General features: G+C 64.6%; 19 protein-coding genes. 14 read left to right on the top strand and 5 right to left on the bottom strand.

Annotated elements, in window-relative coordinates; translation table 11 throughout:
- The first annotated feature begins 46 nt into the window (after nucleotides 1–46).
- The 4 genes from AC1DQQ_RS13275 (at nucleotide 47) to AC1DQQ_RS13260 (ending at nucleotide 4207) form a co-directional block, all read left to right on the top strand.
- Nucleotides 47–628, top strand: coding sequence for an LptA/OstA family protein (locus AC1DQQ_RS13275; protein ID WP_478030163.1), 582 nt, complete (start codon nucleotides 47–49; stop codon nucleotides 626–628).
- Nucleotides 629–717: 89 nt separating this feature from the next.
- Complete coding sequence (locus AC1DQQ_RS13270) at nucleotides 718–3120, top strand: hybrid sensor histidine kinase/response regulator (RefSeq protein ID WP_478030162.1); 2403 nt, start codon at nucleotides 718–720, stop codon at nucleotides 3118–3120.
- Complete coding sequence (locus AC1DQQ_RS13265) at nucleotides 3117–3854, top strand: polysaccharide deacetylase family protein (protein ID WP_478045442.1); 738 nt, start codon at nucleotides 3117–3119, stop codon at nucleotides 3852–3854. Before AC1DQQ_RS13270 ends, AC1DQQ_RS13265 begins: the two co-directional genes overlap by 4 nt.
- A gap of 8 nt (nucleotides 3855–3862) precedes the next feature.
- Nucleotides 3863–4207, top strand: coding sequence for a response regulator (locus tag AC1DQQ_RS13260; protein ID WP_478030160.1), 345 nt, complete (start codon nucleotides 3863–3865; stop codon nucleotides 4205–4207).
- 31 nt (nucleotides 4208–4238) lie between these two features.
- Here AC1DQQ_RS13260 and AC1DQQ_RS13255 read toward each other — a convergent pair whose 3' ends face one another.
- Entirely contained in the window at nucleotides 4239–4754 is a 516-nt protein-coding gene (locus tag AC1DQQ_RS13255; RefSeq protein WP_478030159.1) for a phosphoribosyltransferase, read from the bottom strand.
- Nucleotides 4754–5773 carry an adenosine deaminase gene (locus AC1DQQ_RS13250; RefSeq protein WP_478040931.1) on the bottom strand — a complete coding sequence of 340 codons (1020 nt, stop codon included), beginning with the start codon at nucleotides 5771–5773 and terminating at the stop codon, nucleotides 4754–4756. Before AC1DQQ_RS13250 ends, AC1DQQ_RS13255 begins: the two co-directional genes overlap by 1 nt.
- Before the next feature lie 170 nt (nucleotides 5774–5943).
- Here AC1DQQ_RS13250 and recA point away from each other — a divergent pair, with 170 nt between their 5' ends.
- The 3 genes from recA (at nucleotide 5944) to AC1DQQ_RS13235 (ending at nucleotide 8755) form a co-directional block, all read left to right on the top strand.
- Nucleotides 5944–7026, top strand: a complete 1083-nt coding sequence (gene recA, locus AC1DQQ_RS13245; protein WP_478030157.1) for a recombinase RecA — start codon at nucleotides 5944–5946, stop codon at nucleotides 7024–7026.
- 252 nt (nucleotides 7027–7278) lie between these two features.
- A complete protein-coding gene (locus AC1DQQ_RS13240; RefSeq protein ID WP_478040930.1) occupies nucleotides 7279–8097 on the top strand; it encodes a class I SAM-dependent methyltransferase in 819 nt (272 codons plus the stop codon).
- 31 nt (nucleotides 8098–8128) lie between these two features.
- Nucleotides 8129–8755: a glutathione S-transferase family protein gene (locus AC1DQQ_RS13235; protein ID WP_478045441.1), complete on the top strand. Its 627-nt coding sequence runs from the start codon at nucleotides 8129–8131 to the stop codon at nucleotides 8753–8755.
- Nucleotides 8756–8759: 4 nt separating this feature from the next.
- Here AC1DQQ_RS13235 and AC1DQQ_RS13230 read toward each other — a convergent pair whose 3' ends face one another.
- Complete coding sequence (locus tag AC1DQQ_RS13230; protein ID WP_478030154.1) at nucleotides 8760–10067, bottom strand: dicarboxylate/amino acid:cation symporter; 1308 nt, start codon at nucleotides 10065–10067, stop codon at nucleotides 8760–8762.
- Nucleotides 10068–10142: 75 nt separating this feature from the next.
- On the opposite strand from AC1DQQ_RS13230, the gene AC1DQQ_RS13225 reads away from it, so the two are divergent.
- Nucleotides 10143–11408 (top strand): M24 family metallopeptidase, encoded by a 1266-nt coding sequence (locus AC1DQQ_RS13225; RefSeq protein WP_478045440.1) that lies wholly within the window; start codon nucleotides 10143–10145, stop codon nucleotides 11406–11408.
- Between the two features lie 246 nt (nucleotides 11409–11654).
- Here AC1DQQ_RS13225 and AC1DQQ_RS13220 read toward each other — a convergent pair whose 3' ends face one another.
- Together AC1DQQ_RS13220 and rnd are read right to left on the bottom strand one after the other, a co-directional pair.
- On the bottom strand, nucleotides 11655–11948 hold the full coding sequence (locus tag AC1DQQ_RS13220) for an I78 family peptidase inhibitor (protein ID WP_478030152.1): 294 nt from the start codon (nucleotides 11946–11948) through the stop codon (nucleotides 11655–11657).
- On the bottom strand, nucleotides 11945–13120 hold the full coding sequence (gene rnd, locus AC1DQQ_RS13215) for a ribonuclease D (RefSeq protein ID WP_478045439.1): 1176 nt from the start codon (nucleotides 13118–13120) through the stop codon (nucleotides 11945–11947). Before rnd ends, AC1DQQ_RS13220 begins: the two co-directional genes overlap by 4 nt.
- Before the next feature lie 171 nt (nucleotides 13121–13291).
- On the opposite strand from rnd, the gene aspS reads away from it, so the two are divergent.
- The 6 genes from aspS (at nucleotide 13292) to AC1DQQ_RS13185 (ending at nucleotide 18743) form a co-directional block, all read left to right on the top strand.
- The gene (gene aspS, locus AC1DQQ_RS13210) at nucleotides 13292–15127 is read left to right on the top strand and encodes an aspartate--tRNA ligase (protein WP_478045438.1); all 1836 of its coding nucleotides are present in this window, start codon (nucleotides 13292–13294) and stop codon (nucleotides 15125–15127) included.
- Between the two features lie 89 nt (nucleotides 15128–15216).
- On the top strand, nucleotides 15217–15822 hold the full coding sequence (locus tag AC1DQQ_RS13205; RefSeq protein ID WP_478040924.1) for an NAD(P)-dependent oxidoreductase: 606 nt from the start codon (nucleotides 15217–15219) through the stop codon (nucleotides 15820–15822).
- A 43-nt stretch (nucleotides 15823–15865) separates the two neighbouring features.
- Entirely contained in the window at nucleotides 15866–16639 is a 774-nt protein-coding gene (locus tag AC1DQQ_RS13200) for a polyphosphate kinase 2 family protein (protein WP_478030148.1), read from the top strand.
- Between the two features lie 23 nt (nucleotides 16640–16662).
- Complete coding sequence (locus tag AC1DQQ_RS13195; protein ID WP_478040923.1) at nucleotides 16663–16950, top strand: DUF6356 family protein; 288 nt, start codon at nucleotides 16663–16665, stop codon at nucleotides 16948–16950.
- Nucleotide 16951: 1 nt separating this feature from the next.
- The gene (locus AC1DQQ_RS13190; RefSeq protein WP_478040922.1) at nucleotides 16952–18307 is read left to right on the top strand and encodes an FAD/NAD(P)-binding protein; all 1356 of its coding nucleotides are present in this window, start codon (nucleotides 16952–16954) and stop codon (nucleotides 18305–18307) included.
- A gap of 58 nt (nucleotides 18308–18365) precedes the next feature.
- Nucleotides 18366–18743 carry a hypothetical protein gene (locus AC1DQQ_RS13185; protein WP_478040921.1) on the top strand — a complete coding sequence of 126 codons (378 nt, stop codon included), beginning with the start codon at nucleotides 18366–18368 and terminating at the stop codon, nucleotides 18741–18743.
- The last annotated feature ends 1 nt before the right edge of the window (nucleotide 18744 follow it).

The raw sequence follows: 18744 nt of genomic DNA, 5'->3' as shown, positions 1-18744 counted from the left end.
GTGGTTGGGTGCTTTCAACGCGCGAAACCTTGTTGTAGGCAAAATCATGGCTCATCCGCGTACCACGTTCATCCTTCTCGCTTGCGCCGCGACCTTGCTCGGCGCGCGCGTTTCGGCGTTCCAGTCGGGCGGAAACGAGACGCTGAGCGTCGATGCCGACCATCTCGAAATCCAGGACAAGGTGCAGCGCGCGCTGGCGCAGGGCAACGTCCGCGCCCGCCAGGGAGCGATGACGGTAACGTCCGACCGGGCCGAAGTACTTTATTCCTCGAGCCTCATGAGCTCGAGCGGTGCGCCGCCGGAAATCTCGCAGATCCGCGCGTCGGGCAATGTCGTCGTGACCCGGCCCGGGGAGAAAGCCTCGGGCTCCTATGCGATCTACGATCTCAACAAGCGCATCATCACGATGATCGGCAATGTCGTGCTGAATCGCGGCGCCAACGTGGTTCGCGGCGGACGGCTGGTGATCAATCTCAACAATAACGGCGCGTCGCTCGATTCCGGCGGGAAGGTCGGCACGAGCAAGTCGGGCGGCCGGGTGACCGGCGTCTTCTCGGTTCCCAAGCGCAATACCGACGCTCCCGCGACGCCTAGCACCGCCAGCCCGAGCACCCCTGACAAGAAATAGCATCGGCTGATGCGGCGGAGAGGCGCCGGCGCGGGTCGGGGATTCCCGACGATGCTTGACCTGCCTAGCCACCGCGCCACAAGGGGCTGATGGCTTCCCGACCTGTTCCAAACGATGCACGCGCCCCCGGTCAGCGCCAAGCGCTGATCGTCGCGGCGACGTGCGGTGCGGGGGCGGCGCTGATCGCGCTGATGACTCTCCACAATTTCGCCATTGCAGGGGGATTCGCGGCCGCCATGCTGTTGCTGGTCGGCGCCGTTATCGTCTGGTCGCGGTTCGCGCCGGCGGCGTCCGACATACCCGGCGAAACCGACTGGAGCGTGGCGCGCGCGCTCGCGGCGGCAAGCGACGATGCGATCGCCGTGACCGACCGGGCTGGGCGGCTCATTTGCGCCAATGAGCGCTATCGCGCGCGCTTTGCCGGCTATCCGACGCCTCCGGGCCTGCCGCTCGACGACAATGGCCCGGGCGAGCTGGCGGCGGCGGGGCGCATCGCCTGGCGCGACGGGTCGGCCGAGCTCGACCGCATCACCACGCGCGGCGCGCCGCTCGCGGTGGCGATCGAGCGCGCGGGCGAGGGCGAGGACATGCTGGTCTGGCGCTTTCATGAGGCGCAGGGGCTCGATCTCGCCACCAATGTGCAGTCGATCATCGCCGGACCGACAGGCGACCGGCTGGCCGCGGCCGGCATCATGGCCGCGTTGATCGCGCCCGATGGTCGCCTGCTCGCTGCCAATCGCGTGTTGCGCGAGCGGTCGATGGGGCATGAGGAAAGCGTCGTCGTCGGCCGCGACTTCGCGCGCTTCCTGATCGCCGACGACAAAGGCCAGGTGCGATTCGAGCGCGAGGGCCCGCGCGGCGCCCCGCTCCGCATCCTGCAGATCCCGTTCCTCGACGGAGAGGATGCGCCGATCCTGGTCGTGTTGCTCGACGAGGAGGAGCATGGCCAGCCGGCGATCGGCGGATCGGCTGCGGCGCATGTCAAAAGCCTGATCTCGCTGCTTCCGGTCGGGCTCGCCTTGGTCGATCGCGACGGGCGCTTCGTCCAGATGAACGATCCGTTCGTCCGCGCGGCACAAGTGGATCAGGCGCAGCCGCCGCTTTATCCCGGCGACCTGGTGGTGCGTGAGGACAAGGCCGCGGTGGCCGATGCGATCCGCCGCTTCGCCAATGGCGCGACCCATTCGATGGACATGGCGATCCGCCTGAAGGACCATCCCGACGAACCGGTCGCGCTGACCATCGCCGGCGCGCGCGGGCTGGGCGATGCCGCCGTGCTGCTGAGCCTCAAGGATAATGGCGAAGAGACCCGGCTCAAGCGCGAAGTCGCGCAGGCGACCAAGATGCAGGCCGTCGGCCAGCTCGCCGGTGGCGTCGCGCACGATTTCAACAATATCCTGACCGCGATCATCGGCCATTGCGACCTGATGCTGATGCGCCATTCGCCCGGCGACAGCGATTATGACGACATTCAGCAGATCAAGGCGAACTCCAACCGGGCAGCCAGCCTGACGCGCCAATTGCTGGCCTTTTCGCGCCAGCAGACGTTGCGGCCGCAAGTGCTGCAGCTGCCCGATGTGATCTCGGAAGTATCGCAATTGCTCAAGCGCCTGCTCGGCGAGACGGTGAAGCTCGAAGTGCGGCACGGACGCAACCTGGGGGCGGTGCGCGCCGACCCCGGACAACTCGAGCAGGTCGTCGTCAATCTGGCGGTCAATGCGCGCGATGCGATGCTGTCCAAGGATCCCAATGGCGGCGGAACGCTGACCATTACTTCCCGGGCGGTCAGCGCGGCGGAGGTCCGCAAGATGGGATCCGACATCCTGCCAATCGCCGATTATTCGGCGCTGGAGATGAGCGACACCGGCACCGGCATCCCACCCGAAATCCTCGGCAAGATCTTCGAGCCGTTCTTCACCACCAAGGAAATCGGCAAGGGAACCGGGCTGGGTCTGTCGACCGTCTATGGCATCGTCAAACAGTCGGGCGGCTATATCTTCGCCGATTCCAAACCGGGCCAGGGCGCGACCTTCTCGATCTATTTTCCCGTCCACGCCGCCGAGGCGCCCAAGATCGCCAAGGTCGCCGCCAAGGAAAAGCCGGTCGATCTGTGGGGAACCGGCTTGATCCTGCTGGTCGAGGATGAAGATATGGTCCGGGCAGTCGCCGAGCGCGCGCTGACGCGGCAGGGCTATACCGTGCTGACCGCCGAGAATGGCGAAGCGGCGCTCGAATTGCTGGCGCGAGGTGAAAAGCCGGATCTGCTTATTTCTGACGTCGTGATGCCGTCGATGGACGGCCCGACGATGGTGCGCCACGCCCGCGAGCGCTATCCCGATCTGCCGATCTTGTTCATGTCGGGCTATGCCGAGGAACAGCTGCGAAAGTCGATCGACCTCGACAACGTAGCGTTCCTGCCCAAGCCCTTTTCAGTGCAGCAACTCGCCGAAGCGGCGCGCGACATGCTGACCTCGTCCGTGGTCGAGCAATGACCCGACGTCGCGTGATGGTCGCCGCGGTGGCGGTGATAATCATTCTCGTCATCGCCATCGGCCTGTTTCGGATCAGCCGGGCATTGTGCTTTCAGTTGGTCGGCACGCCGATCTGCCACGTCGATACGCACGAGAAGCTGGTCGCGTTGACCTTTGACGACGGCCCCACGCCGGACGGCGTGACCTATATCCTGAACACGCTCAAACCCTATGATGCGCATGCCACCTTCTTCCTGATCGGCGAAGAGATGGTCAGGCATCCGGGCGAGGCCCGGCGGCTGCTGGCGGCCGGGCAGGAAGTGGGCAACCATAGCTATAGCCACAGTCGCATGTGGGGATTTTTCCCCGGCGGCTATGTCGAAGAGATCCGCAAGACCGACGCGCTATTGCGCGCCGAAGGCGCCCGGCCGACCCTTTTCCGCCCGCCTTTCGGCAAGAAGCTCACGGGACTGCCGATGGCGGTCGAGCAGACGGGATATCGCATGGTTACCTGGGACATCGCCGATCCCGACAGCGCGCACGACCCCCGCGCCTATGCCGATCGCGTGCTGGGTCAGGTCAAGCCAGGTTCGATCATCCTGGTCCACGCAATGTACCAATCGCGAGGGACCGCGCGGGACGCGCTGCCGCTGATCCTGGCCGGACTACGCGAGCGAGGCTATCGCGCGGTCTCAGTGGGCGAATTGCTCCATCATGGTGCGCCGGGCATGGCGTCCGGCAGCGGCGGAGACTAAGGCGAGTCATGGCATCGCCGCAGCGTATCCTTATCGTCGAGGACGAACCCCTGATCGCCATGATGCTCGAGGATTTCCTCGAGGCATTGAACAAGACGCATATCGCAACGTGCGACAGTGTGACGGCCGCGCTTGCCGTGATCGACGCCGAACGTCCCGATGCGGCGATCCTGGACATCAATCTGTCGGGCGGCGAGAAAAGCTGGCCAGTTGCCGACGCGCTGGCGGCGCGCAACATTCCCTTCGTCCTGTCGACCGGCGGTGGGGAAGACACGCCGGCCCATGCCGCTCGCCCGCGGCTAGTGAAGCCTTACACGATGGAAAACGTCGCCAAGGCGCTCGCGGAACTCTGACCGCGGCGGTCGCGCTGTCGACGATCGTCGATCAGGCGATCCGGTCGGGCACTTCCGCCGCATCGGCATCGAGCGAGGCCTGCGGTGCGACCGCTTCCCAGGGGAAGACGAACCAGTCCTTGCGCTCGTCACGGTCGATCACCTCGGCACGATAATCGACTTGTTCGCGCGACCGTTTGTTGTCGAGCAGGGTCGCGAAGCGGACATGGTCGCGCGCTGCGCCCGCGGTGGCCAATGCGGCGCGCAATTTGCCGATCGTCGCGCCCGTATCGTTGATATCATCGACGAACAGCAGCCGCTCGCCGTCGCGGGTGCGCGCCGCCAGTTTGATCAGCGGCGCGTCGGAAAAATCCTCGACGCGCGACGAATGGTCGACCGACAACATCGGCAGGCCAGTCGCGTGGCTGAGATAGACTGCCGGCGCCAGCCCGCCACGCCCGATCCCGATGATGAAGCTCGGCGTCCAGCCGCTGTCGATGATGTCGGCGGCAAGCACCTTCACTTGCGCTTCGAACGCATCGTGCGGGATCGGCGTGAAGGTCGGCATCAGCTGTGCTCCGCTACATAGGCGTCGAGCGCGGTGGTGTGGCGAGCGACATCGTCATCACTCAGGAACGACCCGAGGAACGAATTACGCGCGAGGGTGACGAGTTGATCCTTGCCAAGCCCGCGCGCCGCCGCCGCTTGGCGATAATTCTCGCCGATATAGCCGCCGAAATAGGCGGGATCGTCCGAATTTATCGTCGCGCGCAGCCCGAGGTCGAGCATCCGGTCGATCGGATGGGCGTCCATCGAGGCGACGTTGCACAATTTGACGTTGGATAATGGACAGACGGTCAGCGTCATCCCGGTCCGCGCCAGCCGGGCGGTCAGCACGGGATCTTCCAGGCTGCGATTGCCATGGTCGAGCCGGTCGATCGCGAGCAGGTCGAGTGCCTGATGGACGTAATCGGGCGGGCCTTCCTCGCCGGCATGGGCGACCAGCTTAAGGCCCTTTTCGCGCGCCGCCGCGAACACCCGCGCGAACTTTTCGGGCGGATGGCCGACTTCCGACGAATCGAGTCCGACCCCGGCAATGCGATCGAGCCAGGGTTCGGCCTGGCCAAGCGTTTCGAACGCCGCCTCCTCGCTCAAGTGGCGTAGGAAGCAGAGGATCAGTTTCGACGTCAGGCCATGTCTTGCCTCCGCCTCCGCCATTCCCGCGAGCAGTCCCTCGATCACGGTGCCAAAGGGGATGCCGCGATCGGTGTGCGTCTGGGGGTCGAAGAAGATTTCGGCATGGACCACGCCGTCCGCCGCCGCGCGATCAAAATAGGCGAGGGCGAGATCGCGGAAATCCGCTTCGGTGCGGAGCACGTTGGCGCCGGCATAATAGATGTCGAGAAAGTCCTGCAGGTTGGAAAAGCTGTAGGCGGCGCGCACTTCTTCGATCGATTTGAACGGAATCTCGACCTGGTTGCGCTCTGCCAAGGAGAACATCAGCTCGGGCTCCAGGCTGCCCTCTATGTGAAGGTGGAGCTCGGCCTTGGGCAGGCCGGTGATAAAGGCGTCGAGGTCGCTCTGCATAAGCAAACCATGAAGCGGGGCAGGGGCTCGGGCAAGAAATATCGGGAAAGCGCCGTTTCGGTGCGAAAAAAGTTCATGTTCCACTATTGTTCCATGAGAACAAATACGATACATGCTCTCCAACACGATTGAACGCCGGTGCTAACCCGGCTAGCGCGGAGGCCTTATCAATGGCAGCTTCTCTGAAAGTTATCGACGGCATGGCATCGCAAAATACCGACCGGCAAAAAGCACTCGAAGCTGCGCTGGCTCAGATCGATCGCGCGTTCGGCAAGGGCTCGGCGATGCGGCTGGGATCCAAAGAGACGATGCAGGTCGAATCGATCTCGACCGGCAGCTTGGGCCTCGACATCGCGCTCGGCGTCGGCGGCTTGCCGCGCGGCCGCGTGATCGAAGTGTACGGACCGGAAAGCTCGGGCAAGACGACGCTCGCGCTTCATGTCATCGCCGAAGCCCAGCGTGGCGGCGGGACGGCGGCGTTCGTCGATGCCGAGCACGCGCTCGACCCTGTCTATGCCAAGAAACTGGGCGTCAATATCGACGAGTTGATCGTGTCGCAGCCCGATACCGGAGAGCAGGCGCTCGAGATCGTCGATACGCTGGTGCGATCGAACGCGATCGACGTGCTGGTGGTCGACTCGGTCGCAGCGTTGGTGCCGCGCGCCGAAATCGAGGGTGAGATGGGCGACAGCCATGTTGGCTTGCAGGCCCGCTTGATGTCGCAGTCGCTGCGCAAGCTGACCGGATCGATCAGCCGCTCGCGCTGCATGGTGATCTTCATCAACCAGCTGCGCATGAAGATTGGCGTGATGTACGGCAATCCGGAGACGACGACGGGCGGCAACGCGCTCAAATTCTACGCCTCGGTCCGCCTCGACATCCGCCGCACCGGCCAGATCAAGGATCGCGACGATATCGTCGGCAACACCACCCGGGTGAAGGTCGTCAAGAACAAGGTCGCGCCACCGTTCAAGCAGGTCGAATTCGACATCATGTACGGCGAGGGCATTTCCAAGATCGGCGAAATCCTCGATCTCGGCGTCAAGGCCGGGCTGGTCGAGAAGTCGGGTGCTTGGTTCAGCTACGACTCGATCCGCATCGGCCAGGGCCGCGAGAACTCGAAGAATTACCTCAAGGAAAACCCCGACGTCGCCGAGCGGCTCGAACGCGCCATCCGCAATCGTACGGCAGAAGTTGCCGAAGAGATGATGGTCGGCGGCCTGGACGACGACAGCGGCGACGACGAACTCTGATACGACTTTCGAGGCAGCGCGGAAAAAATTTGCTGCAATGCAACCAACTCGCAGTTGTTTCGTTACCGGCACAACCCCCAGCGGCGATTCCCCCCTCCGCCGCAACTCCCGGAAAGGCCCGCCCACGTTGGCGGGCCTTTCATATTTGGGCTTCCGCTTGCCGATATTGTTGGGCTCTCCACTGTTGCGGTGCATAGAGCGCCGCGGATGATCCATCGCTGCGGCAGGTGGGGATCAAAACGGGAGAGTCGAATGACATTGGCGTATGATTGGGCGGGGCGGGTCGGCGATACCTGGGCGGACGAATGGCGCCGCACCGATCTGAGCTTCGCCAATTTATCGCCCCATCTGAACGCAGCGATTCTCGACGCTGCGCCGGAGACCGGCACTGCGGTCGATATAGGGTGCGGCGCTGGCGGTACGGCGATCGCGCTGGCGGCTGCTCGCCTCGCTCTAACGGTGCTCGGGATCGATCTTTCGCGGAACCTCGTCGAGACAGCGCGGGGGCGAGGAGCAGCTTATCCCAACCTCCGCTTCGAGGTCGGAGACGCAAGCGAGTTGGGCGACATCACCGCCGACCTTCTGTTCTCGCGGCATGGCGTGATGTTCTTCGATGATCCAATTGCCGCCTTCGCCAGGCTGCGGTGTGCGGTAACGGCCGACGCGCATCTGGTCTTCTCCTGCTTTCGCGACGTGACGCACAATCCATGGGCGATCGAGACCGCGACTGCGGTGACCGGCGCGGCGCCGCAAAAACCCGGAACATCGCCGGGGCCCTTCGCCTTCTCGGACGCCGATCGTGTCCGCGCCATTCTGCAAGCGAGCGGTTGGACCGGCGATGCGCAGCCGGTCGATTATTCGTATCGGGCAGGCGAGGGGGGCCACGCAGTCGACGAGGCGCTCGCCTTTTTCAGCCGGATCGGACCCGCGGCAGCTCAGCTTCGCGGGCTCGATGACGCGGCTCGGGAAGCCGGTCGCGAGCGGTTGCGCGATGCGCTGGCGACGCGCCTCCGCAACGACACGGTGGATTTCCCCGCCTCGGCTTGGATATGGTCGTGCCGGCCCGTCTGAGAATTTCATAAATAGGGCCGGGAGGAACATCGTGACGCTGATCGTCCATCATCTCAACAATTCGCGGTCGCAGCGCATCCTATGGATGCTCGAGGAACTCGGGCTACCTTATGAGATCAAATATTATCAGCGCGACGCGAAGACGATGCTCGCGCCGCCGGCGCTGCGCAAGGTTCACCCGCTCGGCAAGTCGCCCGTGCTCGAGGATGACGGTCGGATGGTCGTCGAGACCGGGGCGATCTGCGAATATCTGGTCGAGAAAGGCGATGGTCGGCTGGGGCCGCCCGCGCATCGCGACGACGTGCTGCGCTATCGCCAGTTCCTGCACTATGYCGAAGGATCGATGATGCCGCCGTTGCTGGTGATGCTCGTGGTCAACCGCATTCCGGTGATGGGCAAGACCGCGGCGAAGCGTATCCAGCCGATGATCGACGTCCATCTCGATTATGTCGAAAGCGAATTGGCGCAACGGCCCTGGTTCGCCGGCGACGAGATGACCGCCGCCGACATCATGATGAGTTTTCCGCTCGAAGCGGCACGAAGCCGGGCAGGACTTGGCCCATCACGCCCCGCGACGATCGCCTGGCTCGACAAGGTGCATGCGCGCCCGGCCTATCAGGTGGCGCTCGAAAAGGGCGGTCCTTACGCCTACGCCTGAGTGCTTAACGCTCGCCGCTCAGCCCGTGGCTGGGCGCGTGCGGTGGCTCGATCTCGGCGGGCTTTTCGGGATCGAGCGCGCCTTCCCAACGCGCCACCACGCTTGCCGCGATCGCGTTGCCGACGACGTTGGTCGCCGACCGTCCCATGTCGAGGAAGTGATCGACCGCGAGCACGAGCAATATCCCTGCCTCGGGCAGTTTGAACTGATTCAGCGTCGCGGCGATGACCACAAGGCTGGCGCGCGGGACGCCGGCAATCCCCTTCGACGTGATCATCAACGTCAACAGCATGAAGATTTGCGTGCCGAGATCGAGCTGGATGCCATAGGCCTGCGCGATGAACAGCGAGGCGAAGGTCATGTACATCATCGAGCCGTCGAGATTGAACGAATAGCCCAGCGGCAACACGAAGCTCGAAATCCGTGACGGCACGCCAAACCGGTCGAGTGCCTCCAGCGTGCGCGGGAAGGCGGCCTCGGAAGACGCTGCGGAGAACGCGACCAGCACCGGCTCGCGGATATAACGGAACAGCGACACCGAACGGCGTCCGACGAACAGCCAGGCGAGCAGGCCCAGCATGATCCAGAGCAATGCCAGGCCGATATAGACGCACAGCATGAAATAGCCGAGCTTGCCGATCACTTCCGGCCCACGCTCGACCAGCGCATTTGCCACCGCCGCGAACACCGCGAGGGGTGCGAGGCGCATCACATAATCGGTGATCTGCAGCATGACCTTGGTCAGCGCCTCGGCCGCCTTGACCAGCGGCGCGGCGCGCTCGCCGACCGCAGTGATCGCGACGCCGAAGAACACCGAGAAGATCACGATCTGAAGGATGTCGTTCTGCGCCATCGCATCGACGATCGAGCTGGGAAAGATGTGGCCGATGATCTGGATCGGGTCGAACTTGCTCTTGTCGATGTCGGTTGCGGCGTTGATCGCCGGCAGCGGCATGTTGAGCCCGGCACCCGGCTGGAGGATGTGGACGAGGACCAAGCCAAGGGTGAGCGACAACAGGCTAGCGCAGACGAACCAGCCGAGCGATTTCAACCCCACCCGGCCTAGCGCTCCAGTGTCGCCCATATGCGCGATCCCGACCACCAGGGTGCCGAACACCAACGGCGCGATGATCATCTTGATCAGTTTGAGGAAGATCGTGGTGATCAGGCCCAGCCATTTGGCGATGGTCGCCAGCGTGGCGGCTTGATCGGGCGTGGGATGACTGCCGCCGAAGGCAGCATTCGTGACCCAGCCCACTATCAGGCCCAGCACCAAGGCGATCAGGATGTAGGTCGTCAGGCGCTTGGCCAAAATAACTCTCCCCATTTTGGTGACGCAGGGAAAGGGGATTGCGAGGCCGCGGTCAAGAACCCTATCGTTACAGCCATGCCCAATTCCCACTTTTTACCCGGCCGCCGCGCGGTGCTCGCTGCGGCTGCCGCCGCTCCCTTGTTCGTCTCAGCTGCGGCCCGCGCTGCCGAGCCCGATCTGTCCGAGTTGCAGGACATGACGATGGGCGCGGTGCCGATCGGCGCCGACGAACGCCGTCGCCGGCTCGACCGCGCACAGGCGCTGATGAAGCAACACGGCATCGGCGCGGTATTGATCGAGCCGGGATCGTCCTTGCTCTATTTCACCGGCATCCGCTGGGGTCGCAGCGAGCGCGCCTTGCTCGCCGTGCTGCCGGTCGAAGGTGAGCCGTGCATCGTCTCGCCTTATTTCGAGGAACCCCGGATGCGCGAGACACTCGCGATTCCGGCCGAGGTGCGGGTGTGGCAGGAGGACGAGGATCCGCTCAAGGTGGTCGCGGGCTTCCTCAAGGACCGCAAGCTCGCGGCGCGACCGGTGGGAATCGAGGAAACCGTCCGCTTCTTCATCCCGGACATGCTCGCGCACGCCATGCCCGGCGCGAAGATCGTCTCGGCCAACCCGGTCGTTCGCGGCTGCCGGATGATCAAAACGCCGGCCGAACTCGCCCTGATGCAGCTGGCTACCGATGTGACGATCGCGGCCTATCGCTGGACCTATAAGCGCGTCGAAAAGGGCATGACCGGGCGCGACATCGGCGCGGTCATGGACGCCGCGACGCGCAAGCTGGGCGGCAGCCCGGAGTTCAGCCTGGTGCTGATCGGCGAGGCCGCGGCCTATCCGCATGGCACGCAAGCGGTGCACAAGGTCGATGCCGGCCAGATCGTGCTGATGGATTGCGGCTGTACCGTGCAGGGCTATCAATCCGACGTCTCGCGCACCTTCGTCTACGGGGCGGCCAGTAAGGAGCAGCGCCTGGTCTGGGACCAGGTCCATCAGGGCCAGCAGACCGCGCTCGCCGCAGCGCGGCTCGGCGTGCCGGCGGGCAGTGTCGATGTCGCGATCCGCAAGCTCTATGAGAGTTTCGGCTATGGCCCGGGCTACAAGCTTCCCGGCTGTTCGCATCGCACGGGCCATGGCATCGGCCTCGACGGGCACGAGCCGGTCAATCTGGTGCGCGGCGAAACGACCCCGCTCGCGCCGGGCATGTGCTTCTCCAACGAACCTGGCATCTACATTCCGGGCAAGTTCGGCGTGCGGCTGGAGGATTGCTTCCACATGACCGACACCGGGCCGAAATGGTTCAGCGAACCGCCTGTCTCGATCGACGCGCCGTTCCGGTAGTCATACGGGCGGCGGCAGCCACCTGCTCGCGACCTTAATTCCCTCGCCCGCTTGCGGGAGAGGGAGGGGCCCGCCGCGAAGCGGTGGGAAGGTGAGGGTCTTCTTTCTTCTTTTTTGGCTCCAACCGCCTGGAAGAAGAAAGAAGACCCTCACCCAACCTGCACCGGGTGAACAGCGCCCCGCGCTGTTCAGGTCATGCCGGGGGCATGACCGACCCGGTGCACCCGCAAGCGGGAGAGGGCAAACTCAGCCGCAGCTGAAACTCTTTACCCGGTTCTTCTCGTCGACATTGACGTTGAGACGACCGTTCAGATATTCCATCGTCACCATTTGGCCCGGTCGCAGCACGCGTGTAACCGATGCGCCCGACCGCCGCTTGGCGCGGTTGACTAACGAGGGTGTAGCGATGTGCCCGACCAGATTTCCCAGACCCTTGGCCGAACATTCGCCAGTCGGCACGCCGGGCAGCGGTGCGACCGGTGCACAAGCAGCCACGACGAACATGGTGAGGGCAAAAGCGACGATCAGGCTCTTCTTCATTGCGCATCCTCCGTCCGGGTCATGCGAAGCTTGCCGTTCTTGACCGCGAACGCCAAGCGGCCTTCGACCAGGTCGAGCGCGTCGCGGCCGAACTGATCGAAGCGCCAGCCGGTCAGGATCGACAGCCCGTCGCGTTGCCCGGCTGCCAGCGCTTCCAGTTCCTCCGACCGCGCGAGCAGCCGGGATGCGACATCGATATCGCGCGAGCGGATCTTGAGCAGCAATTTGAGCAGATCGGCGACCAGCGATCCTTCCTTGCCGAGGCCGGGCTTGCGGTCGTCGCGCGGCGGCATTTCGTCATTGGTCATCGGCTTGGCGTCGTCGAGCGCCGCCATCAGCCGCGCGCCGATATCGTTGCCCGCCCAGGTCGCGGATAGCCCGCGCACGCGTGCCAGATCAGCCTGTTTACGCGGAGGATGGCTGGCGAGGTCGGCGAGCGTCTCATCCTTGACGATGCGACCGCGCGGCAGGTTCTTGCCCCGCGCCTCCATCTCGCGCCAGCGCGCCAGCGCCTTCAACCGGCCGAGCACGTCGGGCTTGCGGCCGGCGATGCGCACGCGCTTCCAGGCAAGATCGGGATCGTTGGCGTAATTGGCCGGATCGGCCAGCCGCTCCATTTCCTGGTCGAGCCAGGCGCCGCGCCCGGTCTTGCGTAATTTGTCGAGCATCCGCGGGAAGATTTCCGCAAGATGCGTCACGTCGGCGATCGCATAGACGATCTGGCGTTCCTCGAGCGGGCGGCGCCCCCAGTCGGTGAACCGCGCGCCCTTGTCGACCTGAATCCCCAGCCAGCTGTCGACCAGGTTCGAATAACCGATCTGCTCGCCCTGGCCGAGCGCCATCGCCGCGATCTGCGTATCGAACAGCGGATGGGGGGTCTTGGCGGTGAGATTGTAGATGATCTCGATGTCCTGCCCGCCGGCATGGAACACCTTGAGCACGTCCTCATTGTCGACCAGCAGGTCGAGCAGGGGCTTGAGGTCGATGCCCGGCGTCATCGGGTCGATCGCCGCCGCCTCGTTCGCGTCGGCGATCTGGATCAGACAGAGCTCAGGCCAAAAGGTACTTTCGCGCATGAACTCGGTGTCGACGCAGACGAAGTTCGATTGAGAGATTCGCGCGCAGAGATTGGCGAGGGCGGCGTTATCCTCGATCAGGCCATGGATATGCATCTTGACCCCATAGCGAGGCTCGCGCGCTTGACAAAGGCCTGTGTGAAGGGAATGCGCGCGGCTTTCCATCAACCGTCATCCCAGCGAAAGCTGGGATCTCGTGCCACAACCGTTTCGCTCGTGGCCTGAGACCCCAGTTTTCGCTGGGGCGACGTAGTCAGAGAATTACACATGCACGCCTATCGTACGCACAATTGCGCCGCACTGACTGCCGCCAATGTCGGCCAGGACGTCCGCCTGTCGGGTTGGGTGCACCGCAAGCGCGACCATGGCGGCGTATTGTTCGTCGATCTGCGCGACCATTACGGCATCACCCAGGTGGTCGCCGATAGCGATTCGCCGGCCTTGCCGATCCTGGAAGCGCTGCGCGCGGAATCGGTCGTGACGATCGACGGCGTGGTCAAGGCGCGCGCCGAGGGTACCGCCAATCCGAACCTGGCGACCGGCGAGATCGAAGTATTCGCGCGCGCCGTGACGATTCAGTCGGCGGCTGCCGAACTGCCGATGCCGGTCGCCGGTGAGGCCGACTATCCCGAGGATATTCGCCTGCGTTACCGCTTCCTCGATTTGCGGCGCGAGCGGCTGCACGCCAACATCATGCTGCGCAGCCACGTCATCTCGTCGCTCCGCCGCCGAATGATCGATCAGGGCTTCACCGAGTTCCAGACGCCGATCCTGACGGCTTCGAGCCCGGAAGGCGCACGCGACTATCTGGTCCCGAGCCGCGTCCATCCGGGCAAATTCTACGCGCTTCCCCAGGCGCCGCAGATGTTCAAGCAGCTGCTGATGGTCGCCGGCTTCGACCGCTATTTCCAGATCGCGCCGTGCTTCCGCGACGAGGATGCGCGCGCCGACCGCAGCCCGGGCGAGTTCTACCAGCTCGATTTCGAGATGAGCTACGTCACCCAGGACGACGTGTTCGCCGCGATCGAGCCGGTGCTGCACGGCGTGTTCGAGGAATTCGCCAACTGGCAGGGCAAGGGCCGCACCGTCAGCCCGCTGCCATTCAAGCGCATTCCGTACAAGGAATCGATGCTGAAATACGGCAATGACAAGCCCGATTTGCGCAACCCGATCCTGATCACCGACGTGTCCGAACTGTTCAAGGGCTCGGGCTTCGGCCGCTTCGCTTCGATCGTTGAGGCGGGCGACGTCGTCCGCGCGATCCCGGCGCCCGGTACGGCGGAAAAGAGCCGCAAATTCTTCGATGACATGAACAGCTGGGCACAGTCGGAAGGCTTTGCCGGTCTCGGCTATGCGACACGCAAGGGCGGCGTATTCGGCGGGCCGATCGCCAACAATCATGGTGAGGAAGGCATGGCGAAGATCGCCGAGGCGTTGGGGCTCGGCCCCGACGACGGCGTGTTCTTCGCCGCCGGCAAGGAAGCGCAGGCGGCCAAGCTCGCCGGCCTGGCGCGCACCCGCGTTGCCGAGCAACTCGAGCTGATCGACGACAAGCGCTTCGAATTCTGCTGGATCGTCGACTTTCCGATGTTCGAATATGACGAGGACGCCAAGAAGGTCGATTTCAGCCACAACCCGTTCTCGATGCCGCAGGGTGAGTTGGAGGCGCTGGAAACCAAGGATCCGCTCGATATCCTGGCGTTCCAGTACGACATCGTCTGCAACGGCGTGGAACTGTCGTCGGGCGCGATCCGGAACCACCGGCCCGAGATCATGTACAAGGCGTTCGAGATCGCCGGCTACACCCAGCAGGATGTCGACACCAATTTCGCCGGCATGATCAACGCCTTCAAGTTCGGCGCGCCGCCGCACGGCGGGTCGGCGCCGGGCGTCGACCGCATCGTCATGCTGCTGGCCGACGAGCCCAATATCCGCGAAGTCATCGTTTTCCCGATGACGCAAAAGGCCGAGGATCTGATGATGGGCGCGCCCAACTTCGCCACCGCGAAGCAGTTGCGCGAACTCAATATCCGCCTGGTCGACCAGCCGAGCGCCTCCAAGGCTTCGCCGGTCACCGAGGCGGTGGATCCGGCTGCGGGCTGAGCGCGCGACAACCCAGCGTTTCCGATCATCCGCTTTCCGCGCCGGCGTCCCTCTCCTAGGGTCGTGCCCGGATAGACGGAGATCGGACGATGAAGATCGCAATATTGGGAGCGACGGGCAGGGCGGGGTCGGAGATCGCCGCCGAACTCGCGCGGCGTGGCCATGACGTCTTGGCGATCTCGCGGAAACCGGGTCCGGCCGCCGATCATGTCACGCCGCTGGCGCTCGACGCGAGCGATTCGGCGGCGTTGACCACCGCGTTGCGGGGCCAGGATGCCGTCGTCAGCGCGATGCGCTTCGCCGATACCGACGCGCAGGCGCTGATCGCCGCCGTCACGGCGTCGGGCGTTCCGCGCTTCCTCGTCGTGGGCGGCGCGGCCGGCCTGAAGACCGGCGACGGCAAGCGCTTGTTCGACTCGCCCCATTTTCCCGACGCTTATCGTGCCGAGGCGGGGGCGGGGATCGCGTTCCTCGATGCGCTCAAGGCCAGCGCCGGTCCCGATTGGACGTTTCTCTCACCTGCCATGGTGTTCGACACTGGCCCGCGGACGGGGACGTATCGCACCGGCAAGGACGACCTGCTGACCGACAAGGACGGCAACAGCTTTATCAGCTTCGTCGATTATGCGATCGCCATGGCCGACGAGATCGAGAGGCCCCGGCATCATCGTGAGCGTTTCGCCGTCGCATCCTGAACGCCGCTCGACGGAGGCGGTTCGGCGGGGCTAGAACGGCCGCATGACGATCGATCTCAAGGATTTCGAGAAAGGCGAGAAATATGCCGGCGACTATGCCGACGATCTCGCCAAGGTGCAGAAGCGACTGGCGCATATTCAGGTCGCGCACATCCTGCACAAGCGCCGCGCGGTCGTGCTGCTCGAAGGCTGGGACGCGGCGGGCAAAGGCGGGATCATCCAGCGCCTGACCGCCGAATGGGACCCGCGCAATTTCCAGGTCTGGCCGACCAAGGCACCGACCGCGGAGGAGCTGGCGCGCCACTTCCTTTGGCGTTTCTGGCGACGCCTGCCCGGAGACGGCAATATCGGCGTGTTTGACCGCTCCTGGTATGGCCGCGTGCTGGTCGAGCGGGTCGAGAATTTCGCGACCGAGGCGCAATGGCGCCGCGGCTATGACGAGATCAACGAGTTCGAGGCGCAGCAATCCGATTCGGGCACCACGATCGTCAAACTGTTCGTCCATGTGACGCAGGAGGAACAGGACGAGCGGCTGAAGGCGCGGCTCGAACATCCCTGGAAGCGCTGGAAGACCGGCGCCGAGGACTATCGCAACCGCGACAAGCGAGACGACTATCTCGACGCGATGGCGGAGATGTTCCGCCGCACCGACACGCGCTGGGCACCGTGGATCGCGATCGACGGCAATGACAAGCAATCGGCACGCATCGCCGCGCTCGACGCCATTGCCGACCGGCTGGAAGCGCACGTCCCGATGGACCCGCCACCGCTCGACCCGGAACTTGAGAAGCTGGCGCGCAAGGCTTTGGGGATCTGAAATCACCCGGTTCACGCGGCGGCATGTCGGCGTTACCATGGCGCATGTTCGACCGCATCTTCCTGAGCCACCCCCGCAGCATCGGCGAATCCTATCCCGAGCATGCCGCGACCGCGTTCAGCTTCGGCCTCCGGATGATCGGAGGCGGGTGCGCCTGCCTGATCCATGGGATCGTGCCGGCGCTGTTCACCCGCACCGCGAGTAACACCGTCAAGGCGCTCTATGGGCGCATGAAGTCGCGTCAGCCCGCTTATCAGCAACGGCCGCCGGCCTTTACCGAGCCCGATTGGCAGCTCGAATACGAGATCTGACATGATCCGCCACGTCGCCATTGTCGGCGCGGGCTTTTCGGGCACATTGCAGGCGATCAACCTGCTGCGCCACGACGGTCCCAGCGCAACGCTGATCGAACGCGCGCCCGTGCCGGGGGAGGGGCTGGCTTACGGTGCGGCCTATCCCGACCATGTACTCAACGTGCGCGCCGCCAATATGAGCGCGCTGCCCGACGATCCCGATCATTTCGTCCGCTGGCTCGCCGAGAATGGCGAGGGCGACGCTGGCGCGACCTTCGTCCAGCGCGTCACTTATGGGACCTATTTGCGTGACCTGCTGGCAAGGGCGCTGGCCAGTGGCGGCGACCGCCTGAAGGTCGTGCACGGCGATGTCACCGATGTGGTGCGATCGGGCGACGGCGCGCGCGTTTCGCTGGCCGATGGCGCGACGATCGCCGCCGACACAGCGGTGCTCGCGGTAGGCAACCTGCCGCCGCACGATCCGCCTGGCTTTGCCGGAGCCGGCCTGTCGGACGAGCGCTACAAGAGCGATCCCTGGGATCGCAGCGTGCCGCTCGGGCTCAGCGACGACGACACGGTGCTGTTGATCGGTACCGGGCTGACGATGGTCGACATCGCGCTGCTGCTCGACTCAAGTGGGTTCAAGGGACGGATCGTCGCGCTGTCACGGCGCGGGCTGGTGCCGCATCGCCACGATTCGCCCGGCCCGATGGTCCCCAAGCTCGCCGAGCGTCCGGTCGCGCCGCCGTCCGACCTGGTCCGCAGGGTCCGCGAGCGCGGCGATGCGATCGGATGGCGCAATGCGGTCGACGAGTTGCGCCCTTATACTCAGGCGATGTGGGCGAATGGCAGCGATGCCGATCGTGCGCGTTTCCTCCGCCACCTTCGTCCCTGGTGGGACGTGCACCGCCACCGCCTGGCGCCGAGCGTCGCCGATCGCCTGGCCGCGATGCAGGCGCGCGGGCAACTGGAGATCGTTGCCGGCAAGACGATCTCGGCGGTCGAGGATGCCGGCGGCATCGACGTGAGCTGGCGTCGCCGCGGCAGCGACTCGCCCGAAACGCTGACCGCGCAGCGCATCATCAACTGCACCGGCCCGCAAGGCGATCTGACCCGCACGACCGAGCCGTTGCTCGCGACGTTGCAGCAGCGCGGCGTGATCAGACCCGATCCCGCGCATCTCGGGCTCGACGTCGATTCGCGCGCGCAAACGATTGCCGCCGACGGCACCAGCAACGACTGGCTCTATGCGCTTGGGCCGATGACGCGCGGCGCCTTCTGGGAAATCGTCGCGGTGCCTGACATCCGGCAGCAGACCTGGAACCTCGCGCGGCGCCTGTCCAACGCGCAATGGGTCGGCTGGGAAGGGCTCTGACGACCCTCACTCCTTATTAACTGCGCGCAATTAAGCCCTTGGCGAGAAAGGGCAAAGCGTGGGACGAATTCTTTTCGCCATCGGTTTCTGGGCATTGGCTATCTGGCTTGCCTCGTCTCAATACGGCCTCGGGGTCGCAATCCCGCTATCAATCCTACTCGGCGCCGTCGGGCTGAAATTCTTCGCGGCCGGCTTGACGGTGCGGATGTTCCTCACCGTCGTTGCGATATTCTGGGGGCTCATGGTCATCTCGACTTTCGTCGAGGGCGTGCGCTTGTTTCGTCGTGACTTGCTCGATCAGGCGAGCCGCCAATGGACGGTCAGCGTGTCACTGATCGGGCTCGCGATAACATTCGTCGTCGCGATCCAGTCTGCGGAGCGCAACTGGGATCACTACCGGCAAGGTATTGCGATCGGAAATGCCGCCGCGGGCTGAC

The organism is Sphingomonas sp. P4_G3 (genome assembly GCF_056401105.1).
The sequence above is the reverse complement of the archived record's forward strand: the minus strand, read 5'-3'. Positions and strand labels throughout refer to the sequence as shown.